This window comes from uncultured Lactobacillus sp., assembly GCF_947367085.1.
Taxonomy (GTDB): domain Bacteria; phylum Bacillota; class Bacilli; order Lactobacillales; family Lactobacillaceae; genus Lactobacillus.
This window is the reverse complement of sequence record NZ_CANBCP010000011.1, coordinates 1-13,551: the sequence shown is the minus strand read 5'-3', so window position 1 is coordinate 13,551 and position 13,551 is coordinate 1. Positions and strand designations below refer to the sequence as shown.

Sequence of the window (13,551 nt, the reverse complement as noted above, 5' to 3'; positions counted from 1 at the left end):
AGTAAAATAATACAAAGTTTAGGACATATTCTTAAAGTTAATTTTCAAAGAGAGGGCTAAATGGTGAGAAGGCCTAGAACAATTTTAAGAATGCTACCTATCCACTAATTAACGATAACAATTTTAAGAGGTAACAAACACTGTTGCAATCAAGGTGGTACCGCGCTGGGAGCGTCCTTGTTTATGCAAGAGTGTTTTTTGCATTATTTAGGAGATATTTTATATGAAACAATTGACTAGTTCTCAAGTTCGTCAAATGTTCCTTGATTTCTTCAAAGAACATGGTCACATGGTAATGAAAAGTGCACCATTAATTCCACAAGATGATCCAACTTTATTGTGGATTAACTCTGGTGTGGCTACAATGAAGAAATATTTTGATGGTTCTGTTGTACCTAAGAATCACCGCATTACGTCATCACAAAAGTCAATTAGAACTAACGATATCGAAAATGTTGGGAAAACCGCTCGTCACCAAACTTTCTTTGAAATGCTTGGTAACTTCTCTGTGGGTGATTACTTTAAAAAAGAAGTTATTCCTTGGGCATGGGAATTTTTAACCAGTCCTAAATGGCTCGGTCTTGATCCTAATAAACTTTATGTAACAGTTTATCCCAAAGATACGGATGCATATCATATGTGGCATGATGTTGTAGGATTGCCTGAAGATCATATTGTTAAGTTGGAAGATAACTTCTGGGATATTGGGGAAGGTCCTTGTGGTCCCGACTCAGAAATTTTCTATGACCGTGGTCAAGAAAATAATGATGTTGCTGAAGATGATCCAGAAAACTACCCTGGTGGTGAAAATGCCCGTTATCTTGAAATTTGGAATATCGTATTTTCACAATTTAACCACTTACCAAATGGTAAGTATGTCGATCAACCACATAAAAACATCGATACCGGTATGGGATTAGAGCGTGTTGTTTCAATTATTCAAGATGCTCCAACTAACTTTGAAACTGACTTATTCTTGCCAATTATTCATGCTACTGAAAAGTTAAGTGATGGTAAGGTTTATGGTAAAAATAAAGAAGACGATGTTGCCTTCAAGATTATTGCTGACCACGTTCGTGCGGTAAGTTTTGCAATTGGTGATGGTGCACTTCCTTCAAATTCAGGTCGTGGATATGTTTTACGCCGTTTAATTAGACGTGCTGACCTAAATGGTCAACGTTTGGGAATTAAAGGTGCATTTTTGTACAAATTAGTTCCTGTAGTCGGTGAAATAATGAAGACCCACTATCCAGAAGTTATTGACCAACAAGCATTTATTCAAAAAGTTATTAAAAATGAAGAAGAAAGATTCCAAGTAACTCTTTCTTCAGGTCTAAACTTGCTTGATAATATCATTGATGAAGCTAAAAACAGCGATAATAAGACTGTTTCCGGTAAGGATGCATTTAAGTTATTTGATACTTACGGCTTTCCTTATGAATTAACTTTTGAAGCTGCTCAAGATGCAGGATTGAAAGTTGATAAAAAGGGCTTTGATCAAGAGATGAAGGCTCAAAAAGAACGTGCTCGTAAAGCTCGTGGTAACTTACAATCAATGGGCTCACAAGATGTAACTTTGATGAATATCAAAGACAAGAGTGAGTTTGAATATGGAGTATTGCAAGAAAACCACGCCAAGTTAATTGATATTGTTGTTGATGATAAGTTAGTTGACAAAGCAGATGGTGAAAATGCAGCTTTGATTTTTGATAAGACTCCATTTTATGCAGAACGTGGTGGACAAGTTGCTGATCATGGTGAAATCTTAAACCAAGATGGTGAGTTAGTAGCTAAAGTTGTTGACGTTCAACATGCACCAAATGATCAAAACTTACATTTTGTAGATATTGTTTTACCACTTGAAAAAGGCCAAGAATACGTTCTTAAAGTCGATCAAAAGCGTCGTCGCGGTCTTAAACATAACCATACTGCTACACACTTGCTTCATGCAGCTTTGCGTGAGGTTTTAGGTCACCATACTCACCAGGCAGGATCTTTAGTTGAGCCTGATTATCTAAGATTTGACTTTACTAGTTTAGAGCCAATGACTAAGAAAGAAATTGCTAACGTTGAAAAGATCGTTAACCAAAAGATTTGGGAAGAAATTCCAGTTAAGACTACTGTAACTGATCCAGAAACAGGTCTTAAGATGGGTGCGCTAGCTTTATTTGGCGAAAAATATGGCGATCAAGTTCGTGTTGTTCAAATCGATGATTTCTCAACTGAATTTTGTGGTGGTACTCACTGTGAAAATACCGACCAAATTGGAATGCTCAAGATAGTTTCTGAATCCGCTGTTGGTGCTGGTACTCGCAGAATTATTGCGGTAACTGGTCCACAAGCTTACGAATACGTAACTAAGCATGACGATATCTTAAAGCAAATCCAAGAAGATGTTAAAGCAACAAAGGTTGAAGATGTTCAAAATAAGATTGATTCAATTGAAGAAAACTTGCGTGCAAGTCAAAAAGAAGTTGAACAACTTAAAGCTCAAATTAACAAAGCTAAAGCAGGCGATCTATTTAGCGATGTTAAACAAGTTAAAAACTTGCGCGTAATTGCTACGATGGCAAATGTTGAATCAATGAATGACCTTCGTGAATTAGCTGATAACTGGAAGAACTCAGATAAGTCCGATGTGTTAGCTTTAGCTGCTAAAGTGGGCGACAAAGCAAACATGGTTATTAGTTTAAACGATGCTGCAATCAAAGCAGGTCTTAAGGCAGGCGACTTAATTAAGGCCGTTGCTCCTCTCTTTGGTGGCGGCGGTGGCGGTCGTCCAAATATGGCTCAAGCTGGAGGTAAAAACCCAGCTGGGTTAGACGATGCTTTGAAGCAAGTATTAAAAGAAATTGAAGAAAAACAAAATTAATTGTCTTACGTTCTAATTTCAAGTAAAATTGAGTAGATGGGAGGAATTGAATATGAGTTCGCTAGATAAAACAATGCATTTTGACTTTAACCAAAACAAAGGCAAGAATGTTTATGATACCTTACAAGATGTTTATGCTGCTTTGGAAGAAAAGGGCTACAATCCTATTAATCAAATTGTAGGATACTTACTTTCAGGCGACCCTGCTTATATTCCTCGTCATAATGATGCACGTAATTTAATCTTGAAACATGAACGTGATGAGATTATTGAGGAACTAGTAAAAAGCTATCTGGGTAAAGATAAATAATGCGCCTTCTGGGATTAGATGTTGGCAGTAAAACAGTGGGAGTTGCCGTGAGTGATCCGCTTGGAATTACTGCTCAAGAAGTCGAAACAATTCCAATAGATGAAAGTAAGTTTAATTTTGGAATCAAGAAAATTAAACAGCTTGTACGTGAGTATGAGATAGATGGTTTTGTTTTGGGATTACCCAAAAATATGGATGGTTCAGACGGTCCATCAGTTGCTCGAAGTAAGAGTTATGGTGAGCGTTTAATTAAAAAGTTTGGCTTGCCAGTTTATTATAATGATGAACGCCTTACTACTAAACAAGCTGATCGCTTGCTTATTCAAGAAGCTGGTATGCATGATCGAAATAAACGAAAAAAAGTTGTCGATCAAATGGCTGCTGTTTTAATCTTGCAAAACTATCTGGAAAGAACCAGAAAGGATTAACTATGAGCGAAAAAATTAATGGTCAAAATGCTGACCAAAAAATTACTTTAGTTGACGAAAACGGTAATGAAGAATTATTTGAAGTATTGTTTACGTTTACTTCAGATGATTACAATAAATCTTATGTTTTGCTTTATCCAGCTGCTGTTGGTGAAGATGATGATGTTGAAGTTCAAGCATTTTCATATGATGCCGACGAAGATGGTGAAGTAACTAGTTCAGATCTTCATGAAATAACTGATGATGATGAATGGGATATGGTTCAAGGAGTCTTGAATACTTTTCTGTCAGATGATCGTTTAAGTGGGGAATAACCGCTAGAAAAGACTGGCTTTGCTAGTCTTTTTTGGTTAAAGGGGAATTATGCTTTCTTTTCTTATTATCTTAATTTTCATATATTGTTGCTATGTGGGATATAGACGTGGAGTTATTTACGAAGGGCTTGTAGGGATTGGCTATGTGATCAGTTTATTAATTGCTGCTTTGCTCTATAAGCCAGTAAGTAAGTTAATAAATCTATGGGTTCCATATCCTTCAGCTAATGATAAAAGTACATTTGCCTTTTTTGATAAAACAACTGGTTTAACTTTAGACCAGTCATTTTATGCTGCGGTTTCTTTTGTCATTGTTTTATTGGTTGTATTTTGCATTTGGCGTCTGATTTTATCAGGCTTCAATAGTTTGAAATATATTGATATTAACGCAAGTATTAACGCTTGGGGCGGTATTTTAATTTCATTAATTGTCACTCAAATAAGTTTGTATTTATTACTCTTTATTTTGGCGACAGTTGCTGAACCTGGTATCCAACATAGTCTTGGTAAATCGATTTTAGCCAATAGTATTTTGCGCTTTTCACCCGGAATTTCACACTTGTTTATTAATTTATTTGTCACTTCAGTTTAGATAAGGTCCCATGTTGGGACCTTTTTGTTAGGAAAAATTATGAATTCAAAAATTTTAGAAAAATTAGAATATAAAAAAATCATTGACCGCCTAGCAGATTTTGCTATAACTGGTCCAGCTAAAAAACAAGCTCACAATTTAAGACCAAGCTCTGATTTTGATGAGGTCAAACGTAGTATTGAACAAACACGTGTTTTAGCAAACATTTTACGTTTAAAAGGACCACTTCCTTTAACTGATTTTAATGATGTTAAGCCCGCTGTTAAACGTTTAAAAGTTAAAGCTAATTTAAATGGGCAAGAAATTGGAAATATCTTCTTAATTTTGAGTTTAGCTAAAGACATTGATAAATTCACTCAAGATTTTGAAGAACGTGAAATTGATACTACTTCTATTGATGAATATCTCGAAAATCTCCAAGTTGACGATGACTTATTCAATGTTTTAAAAAGATCAATTGAATTTGATGGTAGTGTCTTAGATACCGCTTCAGAAAAATTGGCACAATTACGTCATGATATTCAGGCTAATGAAATTGATATCAAAAATCACATGAATCGCTATATAAAAGGTAATACAACTAAATATCTTTCAGAAAGTATTATTACAATCCGTGATGGACGTTATGTAGTGCCTGTTAAGCAAGAGTATAAAAATAAATTTGGCGGTGTAGTTCATGATCAAAGTGCCAGTGGTCAGACTTTATTTGTAGAACCTGAAGTAGTTCTTAGTTTGAATAATCGTCAGCAAGATTTGATGGCTCAAGAAAGACAAGAAGTTCGGACAATTTTAAAACACTTATCTGCTGTAATTGCTGATCATACAGATGAAATTTCAAAGAACTCTCAATCTTTGATGCAGTTAGACTTTTTAAGTGCAAAAAGCAAACTAGCCAAACAAATGCGGGCAACTGAACCTATCTTGACTAATGATCATTCAATTGAGTTAAGAAAAGCGCGCCATCCATTAATTGACCCTAAAAAAGTAGTAGCAAATGATATTGAATTAGGGATATCTTTTGATACCATGCTTATTACCGGTCCAAATACGGGTGGTAAAACGATTACTTTAAAAACACTTGGATTATTGCAGTTAATGGCTCAATCAGGTTTATTTATTACAGCCAATGAAGAAAGCAAAGTTGGCGTATTTGGTGAAATTTATGCTGATATCGGTGATGAACAGTCCATTGAACAATCATTGAGTACTTTTTCTTCACATATGGATCAAATCATTAGGATTATGAAAGATGTAACTGCCAACGATCTGGTTTTAATCGATGAATTAGGTGCAGGAACCGATCCCGAGCAAGGCGCGAGTTTGGCAATCGCTATCTTAGATTATTTACAATCTAAAGACTGTAAAGTTGCAATTACAACTCACTATCCAGAACTTAAGCTTTATGGTTATAATCGCATGCGAACGACGAATGCTTCAATGGAATTTGATATTAAGACCTTATCACCTACTTATAAATTACGTATCGGCATCCCTGGGCAAAGTAATGCGTTTGCTATTGCTAGTCAATTGGGGATGGATCACATGGTGGTTGAAGCTGCTCGAAGTTTGATGAAAGATGAAGATAGTGATATCAATACGATGATTGAACGTTTGAGTGATCAAACTAAAAAAGCAGAAAATTTACGTCAGACTTTAGAAAAGAAAGTCAACAAGAGTACTGAATTAGAGCGTAGATTACAAGATGGGCTTGACTGGTATAACCAACAAGTTGAAAAGCAACTTGAAAAAGCTCAAGAAAAAGCTAATGAAATTGTTGCCAAAAAGCGTGAAAAAGCAGATAAGATTATTGCTGAGCTAGAAGAGCAAAGACGTGCGGGAGCTAAAGTTAAAACCAATGAAATTATCGATGCTAAAGGCGCTTTGAACACATTAGAAAAAGAAAGCAATAATTTGGCTCATAATCGCGTTTTGCAGCGCGAAAAACGTCGTCATGATGTAAAAGTAGGAGATACTGTAAAAGTTCTATCTTATGGACAAATGGGCCATATTACTAAAAAATTAGGTGAGCATGAATATGAAGTTCAAATTGGTATCTTGAAAGTAAAAGCTTCTGATCGCGATATTGAAAAAACCGCATCTGCAAAACCTAAAAAGCCTGAACAAGTTGTCAGATCGGCCAAAGGCTTACGAATGCAAAATGTACGCGCTGAAGTAGACTTGCGTGGTCAGCGTTATGAAGAAGCAATGACAAATTTGGATCGCTATATTGATTCAGCTTTGCTTAGTGGACTTAATACAGTGACGATTATCCATGGAATTGGTACCGGTGCTATTAGAAATGGTGTTAACCAATATCTCAAACGTAATCGTCATGTAAAAGATTTTAGCTATGCTCCGGCAAATGAAGGTGGAACAGGAGCTACGATTGTTCATTTTAAGTAGGCATATTACTTGCAAAAAGTAAGTATAATCGCTAAAATCTAGTTATAATCTTTGATTCGGAGGATAATATTATGGTTGAAGAAATTACAGATCAAACTTTTGAAGAAGAAACTAGTGAAGGTGTAGTTTTAACAGATTTTTGGGCAACTTGGTGTGGGCCATGTAAGATGCAATCACCTGTGATTGATGAACTTTCTGAAGAGATGGACGATGTAAAATTCACCAAAATGGATGTTGACCAAAACCAAGAAACAGCCAAGAATTTAGGAATTATGGCTATTCCAACTTTATTAATTAAAAAAGATGGTAAAATTGTCGACCGATTAACTGGTTACACTCCAAAAGAAAAACTAGAATCAATCTTAGATCAATATGTTGATTAATTTAAAAGACCTAGCAATCTGAAGTGCTAGGTCTTTTTGAATAGATTTAGTCTGATTGAGCAGTGATTTGTACTGTGTGGTTCTTGACATTAATGCTTGCAGATGCCTCTGTTGGGCTCTGTGTTTGTCTTTCAATACATTCAGCTATAATTCCACTTTCTAAGGAAAATTCCTCGCTACCGCTGTCTAAACGGTCGCTGACAGTTTGTCCTGAAAGTTCAAAGAGAGCTGAGTGCTTCTTGTCTTTTAAAATCTTCAAAGTACCAAACTCTGCCATATCGAAAAACTCAGGTAATTCATCAATATTTGATAAATCATATTTACGACTAACATGTTTGCCTGCCCAATATAAAATATCTTGGTCATCTGTACCAAGTATTTGGGGTAAAATACAATCACGATAAAGTGAATTTAAAAAGTAAAGATGTTCTTGATTGTCTTTCATAATTTCATTTCCTTTTGTCTTCTTTTGTATTTTAACCTAAAATGGGTACAGTAGAAAAGGGATTTATTTTCAACATCATTAATTAAAGGAGAATTTTTTTATGGATAATCGTCCAATTGGGGTATTAGACTCGGGTTTAGGAGGTTTAACAGTTTTAAAAAAAGTTATTGCTAAGTTACCCGGCGAATCTACAGTGTTTATCGGCGATCAAGCCAATATGCCTTATGGTGATCGTTCAAAAGAAGAAATTATTGAATTAACTCGCAGTAGTGTAAAATTTTTGCTTTCTAAGAATGTAAAAACTATTATTTTTGGTTGTAATACTGCAACTGCGGCTGCAATGCCGACAATTCAAAATGAAGTTGATCTACAAATCATTGGCGTTATTCAGTCAGGTGCTTTAGATGCTGCTAAAAAAACTAAAACTAAAAAAGTAGCAGTTATTGGAACAACGGCTACCACTTTGAGTCATGCATATCGCGATGAAATTCATTCTAGAGATTCAGATATACAAGTTCAAGAATTTGCTCAGCCCGCATTAGCACCATTAGCTGAAGAAGATCCAGATGAAGATACTAAATTAAAAATTGTCAGTCAGAGTCTGCGGCCTTTAAAAAATGGGGACTTTGATACTTTGGTTTTGGGATGTACCCACTATCCATTGTTGTTAAATGAGATTCAAGCCTGCATTTCTCCAGATAAATGTATTTTAGATCCAGCTGATCAAGTTGCTCAGTATACTTATAATGTCTTAAAAAGAGATAATATGCTTGCAGAGGGCCCAGCTAAACATGAGTATTACACTACAGGAAATGCTCGCAAGTTTACTGAGATTGCTCGTCAATGGATGAACGATCCAGAACTTATTGCTAAGCACGTTCAAGATTAATAGAAAAGAGTATGAGTATGGATACTTTATTATTTGCGACTAGTAATAAAAATAAGGCAAAGGAAGTTCAAGAAGCTTTATCTAAGGCTAATTTTCCCTTACGAGTTATTACTGACCAAGATTTAGATAATCCGCCAGAGGTTGTAGAAACGGGTACTACTTTTTTAGCCAATGCAAAATTAAAGGCACATAAATTAGCTGAATTCAGCCATCTGCCAACTTTAGCAGATGATTCAGGACTTTGTGTAGATAAGTTAAATGGGGCTCCTGGCGTTTTTTCTGCTCGCTATAGCGGGCAAGATCATAATGATGCTAGAAATAATGCTAAACTTCTTGCTGAATTAGGTGGAGTTCCTCGTGAAAAGAGAACTGCAACTTTTCATACGACAATGGTCTTATCTTGGCCGGGAAGATTTGATGATGATCTTATTACCCAAGGTGAGATTAAAGGCGAAATTTTAACTAGTCCAAGAGGCGATGGAACCTTTGGTTATGATCCTTTGTTTTTTGTTCCAGAAAAGGGCAAGACATTTGCACAAATGGATGTAGATGAAAAAAATGCAATATCTCATCGCGGCCAAGCTTTGAGAAAGTTATTAGAAGAACTTCCAGCTTGGTGGAAGAAAATGGAAAAAGAAAAATAATAAAAAGCTTAATTGCGTTTGAAACGTAATTAAGCTTTTTAACTAAATTTGATATTATTATTTTTCAATTCGTTAATATAGTGGGTAAAGTATGCATTTTTAATTTTAGCTTCACTTCCAGGTAGAACTTGTAAATGAATTTCATAGGTTAATGTACCACCATTTTGAGCAGTTACTCCAGTAATAGTTGGCCCTTTTTTAATTTGACTCATAAATTTAGGCCTTAAAGCGTGATTGGCAGTTTCGATAGATTGCTGGACGATTTTTAGATTGCTAGTTGAATTAAGCTGTAAAACGATATCCAGGCTAACACCACCACGAGTGATATTTTGAACAACACTAATATTATGATTAGGAATATAGGTAATTGTTCCGTCAATTCCTTTTAATTTTGTTGTTCTGAGTCCAAGCTGCATAACGGTTCCGGTGTAATTGCCGATTTTAACGGTGTCTCCAACATCGAATTGACCTTCGCTTAGAAGGTTAATTCCATTGACTAAGTCGCTTACAAAGCCCTGTGCACCCATTCCAAGTGCTAGAGAAACAATCCCCGCACTAGCTAGTAATGTCCCTACAGGCAGGCCTAAAATTCCTAATGCGCCATATAGATAGAAAAATAAAAGAGAATATTGAAAAATATTAATGGACAATTCAGAAAGTGTCCGTGTGCGACTAGAAATTTTAGTTTGAAACTTCTTGTTGTTAATTACATATTTATTGATTAATCTTTTCCCAATTCGCCAGATTATAAAAAAGATTAGACTCGTGATAATTAAATGAATAGTTTTACCCAATAGATTATGGGCAACATCGTTCCAATCAATTAATGGTGTCGTTGAATTTTTATTAGTACTTTTACTTAAAAGTGAAGAAATATTCATACAAAACTCCTTTTGCTTATTGACTGTAGTATAACAAAATCTCGAGGAGTATTCATTGCTTGCGGCGATAATTAATGCTAGACTTTTTAGTGAGTAGTAAAGTAACTTTATGGAGGAAAGAAAATGACAATTTCTTTTGGCGCATTAGCCGGTTTAATTGCGGCAATTGCATTTTTAATTTTAGTTTTGTTCACTTTGCCTTTACTTGTTAAAGCTGCAAAAACTATGAAAAAAGTGGATTCCACTTTAGATAGTGTCAACCAAACAATCGATGACTTAAATGCACAAGCTAATGTTTTAATGAAACAGACAGAAGACTTGATGGATAAAAGCAATGTTTTACTATCTGATGTCAACAAGAAGATAGTTGAATTAGATCCTGTTGTTAAAGCAGCAGCAGATTTAGGAGAAAGTGTTTCAGATATTAATGATTCTTCTAAAAAATTAATTCGTCGATTCTCAAATTTTGGTATCGGTAGTGCAAGCATTGGTATTGTTTCATCACTAGCTAGTCGTATGTTTGCTCGACGCAAGCGTCGTAAGGGTCAAGATTAGATAAATAATAAAGGAGTGTTTAACTATGAGTAAAGTAGGTAGTTTTATTTTAGGTAGTGTAATTGGTTTAGGTGCTGGTTTAGTAGCCGCTTCAATGCTTTTACCAGATGATGCACAAGAAGATTTAAAGAAAAAAATCGCTGAAAATGATAAGCTTCAAGATTTAAAAGAAAAATATGATAAGGGTACTGAAACTATCAAAACTCAATTAAAATCATTCCCTAAAAGTGTAGAAGATGATTCTGAATTAAAAGATTTTGATGATATCGTAATTGACGATACTTCTAAAGATTTGGGCGATGATGATAAAACGAATAAAGAAGCCGTTTCAGATTTGAAAAACTCTGAAGGTACTAATTAGTTTTAATATCCATATCAAAAAAGCAGGCACATGCCTGCTTTTTTGATAGCTAAATAATTAGTCTCTAACTGGGATATATTTTAATTCTTTACTTGTTTTGGTAAATGTTTCAAAACCATGATCAGTAACTACACCACAGTCTTCAATTCTTACGCCGCCTAAACCAGGGATGTAGATACCTGGTTCAATTGAAAAACACATACCTTCTTGTAAAACGACATCGTTTCCTTCCATAATCTGTGGAAATTCATGAACATTAAGACCGATTCCGTGGCCTAAACGGTGGATAAAGTATTCACCATAGCCTGCTTTTTTGATAACATTTCTTGCAACTGCATCTAATTCACTTGCAGTCATACCAGGCTTAGCAGCGTCAATGGCAGCTTGTTGAGCTTCACGGTCAACTTCATAAATTTCTTTTTCTTTAGCACTAGGTTCACCATAAGCAACAGTTCTACTTGAATCAGAAGCATAACCGTTGTGCATTGTCCCCAAGTCAAATAAAACTAATTCATTTGGTTCAACTTTATTCATGGTAGGGCCTAAGTGAGGATTAGCAGCGTTTTTGCCGGCTTGGACGATCGTTTCAAAGCTGGTGTGCATTACACCTTTTTTAAGCTTTAATTGATAGTCAATTTGCCCTGCAACGTATCTTTCAGTCACGCCGTTTCTTAAAGCATCAAAACCAACTGTGAAAGCAAAATCTGCTTCTTGACCAGCTGCTTTAAGTTGAGCGATTTCGTCTTCAGTTTTAATTAGACGTGCTTGTGAAATGAACGGAGAAAGATTGTTAGTAAAAATAGAGTTTGGAAAAGCTACTTTCAATTGTTCTAATCTTTCAACACTCAAATGACTTTTTTCGACAGCGATATTTAGAGGATTGTTAACACGTTTTTTAACTAGGTCCGCAATCATCATCCATGGATTTTCGTGGTCTAAGTAGCCATAAACATCGCCATTCCATGCAGAATTTTTAGCTTCTTCAACATTTAATGCGGGAGCAAAAATAAATGCAGGGGCATCTTTAAATGCTACGAGAGCAAAAATTCTTTCATGAGGTTCCATGCTGTAGCCAGTAAAGTAATTGATACTAATAGGATCAGAAACGTAGGCTACATCGTTATTAGTGTCGATTAACCATTGTTGTAGTTTATCTAGATTCATATTAATCTCCTTGTTAAAAATATTTATGTTTGTATCGTGAGTATATCATAAATTTGGATTAATAAACGTAAATTATGGGTAAACGCTTGCAATAGCAGGCTTTTCTTGATAAGTTAGATAGGAAAGAATTGGAGCGTGAGATCGATGCAAAAACAAGAAGTAACAATATACGATGTAGCTCGTGAAGCTAAAGTTTCAATGGCTACAGTTTCAAGAGTAGTTAACGGAAATAATAATGTTCGAAAAGAAACGCGTGATCGTGTTTTAGCAGTTATTGATCGTTTACACTATCAACCAAATGCGGTTGCACAAGGCCTAGCCTCGAAGAAGACTACAACAGTTGGCTTAATTGTACCGGGGTTTACTAATTTACACTTTGCTGAATTGTCTCAAGGTATTGATGATATTGCAACGATGTATAAGTACAATATCCTTTTATCAAGTGTTGAAAATAAATTGCTTGAGGATGATCAGGTTATTCAAAATTTATTGAATAAACAAGTCGATGGAGTAATTTATATGTCTAATCAAATGTCTGAAAAAGCTAGAAATGCTTTGATTAGAACAAACACTCCAGTCGTATTAGCTGGAACAATTGATTCTAATCCAGATTTTGGTAGTGTGGCAATTGATTACGAGAAAGCAGAAGAGACAGCTTTAAATATTTTATATCAAGATGGCAAACGCAATTTGGCTTTAGTCTTAAACGATGAAAAGGCTTATGTAAATGCTGCTCACCGTATTAAAGCTTATAATAAGTTTATGTCTGACCACAATTTGACACCTCATATTTATTCAGAAATCAAATCCTATGAAGATGGCTACAAGATCTTTAATAAGATGTATGCAGATAAAATTGATGGTGTAATTGCGACACGCGACATGGCTGCAGCTGGTATTTTGAATGCGGCTCAAGATAATAATGTTAAAGTTCCAGAGGAATTAGAAATTATTTCTGCTGCATCAACTATGGTCGCTGAAATTGTTAGACCAAAAATGACTACCATTCGCCAACCACTTTATGATATCGGGGCGGTAGCGATGAGAATGTTGACTAAGATGATGAATAATGAAGATGTTGATGATCTTCATATTACTTTGCCATTAGAAGTAATTGAAGCAAATACTACGTTGAATAAATAAGTAAAATTATAAATTGATTTATAGACACAAAAAAGCAAGGCTAATTGAAGCAATGTCATTAAGTTAAGACATTGACGAAGATCAGACTTTATGAACCGAATCATTTTGATTCGGTTCTTTTTCTTTTTAAAATAAAAGTGAGCAGAGTTTTTGTCTTTCTGCTCACT

15 protein-coding genes are annotated in these 13,551 nt (G+C 35.2%); 12 read left to right on the top strand and 3 right to left on the bottom strand.

What is annotated here, in order from left to right:
• Positions 1 to 223: 223 nt before the first annotated feature.
• From alaS to trxA, 7 genes are all read left to right on the top strand, one after another.
• Positions 224 to 2,872, top strand: a complete 2,649-nt coding sequence (gene alaS / locus Q0Y70_RS03115) for an alanine--tRNA ligase (protein ID WP_297816418.1) — start codon at positions 224 to 226, stop codon at positions 2,870 to 2,872.
• Between the two features lie 52 nt (positions 2,873 to 2,924).
• Positions 2,925 to 3,182: an IreB family regulatory phosphoprotein gene (locus Q0Y70_RS03110; RefSeq protein ID WP_209687300.1), complete on the top strand. Its 258-nt coding sequence runs from the start codon at positions 2,925 to 2,927 to the stop codon at positions 3,180 to 3,182.
• On the top strand, positions 3,182 to 3,610 hold the full coding sequence (ruvX, locus tag Q0Y70_RS03105; protein WP_297816413.1) for a Holliday junction resolvase RuvX: 429 nt from the start codon (positions 3,182 to 3,184) through the stop codon (positions 3,608 to 3,610). The genes Q0Y70_RS03110 and ruvX overlap by 1 nt, the downstream gene beginning before the upstream one ends.
• A 2-nt stretch (positions 3,611 to 3,612) precedes the next feature.
• On the top strand, positions 3,613 to 3,924 hold the full coding sequence (locus Q0Y70_RS03100; protein WP_297816410.1) for a DUF1292 domain-containing protein: 312 nt from the start codon (positions 3,613 to 3,615) through the stop codon (positions 3,922 to 3,924).
• A gap of 49 nt (positions 3,925 to 3,973) precedes the next feature.
• Positions 3,974 to 4,516, top strand: a complete 543-nt coding sequence (locus tag Q0Y70_RS03095; RefSeq protein ID WP_297816407.1) for a CvpA family protein — start codon at positions 3,974 to 3,976, stop codon at positions 4,514 to 4,516.
• Between the two features lie 39 nt (positions 4,517 to 4,555).
• A complete protein-coding gene (locus Q0Y70_RS03090; protein ID WP_297816404.1) occupies positions 4,556 to 6,919 on the top strand; it encodes an endonuclease MutS2 in 2,364 nt (787 codons plus the stop codon).
• A gap of 71 nt (positions 6,920 to 6,990) precedes the next feature.
• The gene (gene trxA, locus Q0Y70_RS03085; protein ID WP_297816401.1) at positions 6,991 to 7,302 is read left to right on the top strand and encodes a thioredoxin; all 312 of its coding nucleotides are present in this window, start codon (positions 6,991 to 6,993) and stop codon (positions 7,300 to 7,302) included.
• 46 nt (positions 7,303 to 7,348) lie between these two features.
• Here the strand turns inward: trxA and Q0Y70_RS03080 are convergent, their stop codons facing one another.
• Entirely contained in the window at positions 7,349 to 7,747 is a 399-nt protein-coding gene (locus Q0Y70_RS03080; protein WP_297816398.1) for a YslB family protein, read from the bottom strand.
• A 100-nt stretch (positions 7,748 to 7,847) separates the two neighbouring features.
• Between Q0Y70_RS03080 and murI the strand changes: the two genes are divergently transcribed.
• Together murI and Q0Y70_RS03070 are read left to right on the top strand one after the other, a co-directional pair.
• A complete protein-coding gene (gene murI, locus Q0Y70_RS03075) occupies positions 7,848 to 8,636 on the top strand; it encodes a glutamate racemase (protein WP_297816394.1) in 789 nt (262 codons plus the stop codon).
• 17 nt (positions 8,637 to 8,653) lie between these two features.
• Positions 8,654 to 9,280 (top strand): XTP/dITP diphosphatase, encoded by a 627-nt coding sequence (locus Q0Y70_RS03070; protein WP_297816392.1) that lies wholly within the window; start codon positions 8,654 to 8,656, stop codon positions 9,278 to 9,280.
• Positions 9,281 to 9,318: 38 nt separating this feature from the next.
• Here Q0Y70_RS03070 and Q0Y70_RS03065 read toward each other — a convergent pair whose 3' ends face one another.
• Positions 9,319 to 10,161, bottom strand: a complete 843-nt coding sequence (locus tag Q0Y70_RS03065) for a mechanosensitive ion channel family protein (protein WP_297816389.1) — start codon at positions 10,159 to 10,161, stop codon at positions 9,319 to 9,321.
• A 123-nt stretch (positions 10,162 to 10,284) separates the two neighbouring features.
• Here Q0Y70_RS03065 and Q0Y70_RS03060 point away from each other — a divergent pair, with 123 nt between their 5' ends.
• The gene (locus Q0Y70_RS03060; RefSeq protein ID WP_297816385.1) at positions 10,285 to 10,716 is read left to right on the top strand and encodes a DUF948 domain-containing protein; all 432 of its coding nucleotides are present in this window, start codon (positions 10,285 to 10,287) and stop codon (positions 10,714 to 10,716) included.
• A gap of 25 nt (positions 10,717 to 10,741) precedes the next feature.
• On the top strand, positions 10,742 to 11,077 hold the full coding sequence (locus tag Q0Y70_RS03055; RefSeq protein WP_297816382.1) for a DUF1269 domain-containing family protein: 336 nt from the start codon (positions 10,742 to 10,744) through the stop codon (positions 11,075 to 11,077).
• Positions 11,078 to 11,134: 57 nt separating this feature from the next.
• Here Q0Y70_RS03055 and Q0Y70_RS03050 read toward each other — a convergent pair whose 3' ends face one another.
• Entirely contained in the window at positions 11,135 to 12,241 is a 1,107-nt protein-coding gene (locus Q0Y70_RS03050) for a Xaa-Pro peptidase family protein (RefSeq protein ID WP_297816379.1), read from the bottom strand.
• 144 nt (positions 12,242 to 12,385) lie between these two features.
• Here Q0Y70_RS03050 and Q0Y70_RS03045 point away from each other — a divergent pair, with 144 nt between their 5' ends.
• On the top strand, positions 12,386 to 13,384 hold the full coding sequence (locus tag Q0Y70_RS03045) for a substrate-binding domain-containing protein (protein ID WP_297816377.1): 999 nt from the start codon (positions 12,386 to 12,388) through the stop codon (positions 13,382 to 13,384).
• Positions 13,385 to 13,551: the final 167 nt, after the last annotated feature.

What these genes read in the sequence shown, in the direction of transcription:
- ruvX (WP_297816413.1), top strand. Translation starts at nt 3,182, where the DNA reads ATGCGCCTTCTGGGATTAGATGTTGGCAGTAAAACAGTGGGAGTTGCC.
- trxA (WP_297816401.1), top strand. Translation starts at nt 6,991, where the DNA reads ATGGTTGAAGAAATTACAGATCAAACTTTTGAAGAAGAAACTAGTGAA.
- alaS (WP_297816418.1), top strand. Translation starts at nt 224, where the DNA reads ATGAAACAATTGACTAGTTCTCAAGTTCGTCAAATGTTCCTTGATTTC.
- Q0Y70_RS03090 (WP_297816404.1), top strand. Translation starts at nt 4,556, where the DNA reads ATGAATTCAAAAATTTTAGAAAAATTAGAATATAAAAAAATCATTGAC.
- Q0Y70_RS03045 (WP_297816377.1), top strand. Translation starts at nt 12,386, where the DNA reads ATGCAAAAACAAGAAGTAACAATATACGATGTAGCTCGTGAAGCTAAA.
- Q0Y70_RS03055 (WP_297816382.1), top strand. Translation starts at nt 10,742, where the DNA reads ATGAGTAAAGTAGGTAGTTTTATTTTAGGTAGTGTAATTGGTTTAGGT.
- Q0Y70_RS03065 (WP_297816389.1), bottom strand. Translation starts at nt 10,161, where the DNA reads ATGAATATTTCTTCACTTTTAAGTAAAAGTACTAATAAAAATTCAACG.
- Q0Y70_RS03070 (WP_297816392.1), top strand. Translation starts at nt 8,654, where the DNA reads ATGGATACTTTATTATTTGCGACTAGTAATAAAAATAAGGCAAAGGAA.
- murI (WP_297816394.1), top strand. Translation starts at nt 7,848, where the DNA reads ATGGATAATCGTCCAATTGGGGTATTAGACTCGGGTTTAGGAGGTTTA.
- Q0Y70_RS03060 (WP_297816385.1), top strand. Translation starts at nt 10,285, where the DNA reads ATGACAATTTCTTTTGGCGCATTAGCCGGTTTAATTGCGGCAATTGCA.
- Q0Y70_RS03095 (WP_297816407.1), top strand. Translation starts at nt 3,974, where the DNA reads ATGCTTTCTTTTCTTATTATCTTAATTTTCATATATTGTTGCTATGTG.
- Q0Y70_RS03110 (WP_209687300.1), top strand. Translation starts at nt 2,925, where the DNA reads ATGAGTTCGCTAGATAAAACAATGCATTTTGACTTTAACCAAAACAAA.
- Q0Y70_RS03050 (WP_297816379.1), bottom strand. Translation starts at nt 12,241, where the DNA reads ATGAATCTAGATAAACTACAACAATGGTTAATCGACACTAATAACGAT.
- Q0Y70_RS03080 (WP_297816398.1), bottom strand. Translation starts at nt 7,747, where the DNA reads ATGAAAGACAATCAAGAACATCTTTACTTTTTAAATTCACTTTATCGT.
- Q0Y70_RS03100 (WP_297816410.1), top strand. Translation starts at nt 3,613, where the DNA reads ATGAGCGAAAAAATTAATGGTCAAAATGCTGACCAAAAAATTACTTTA.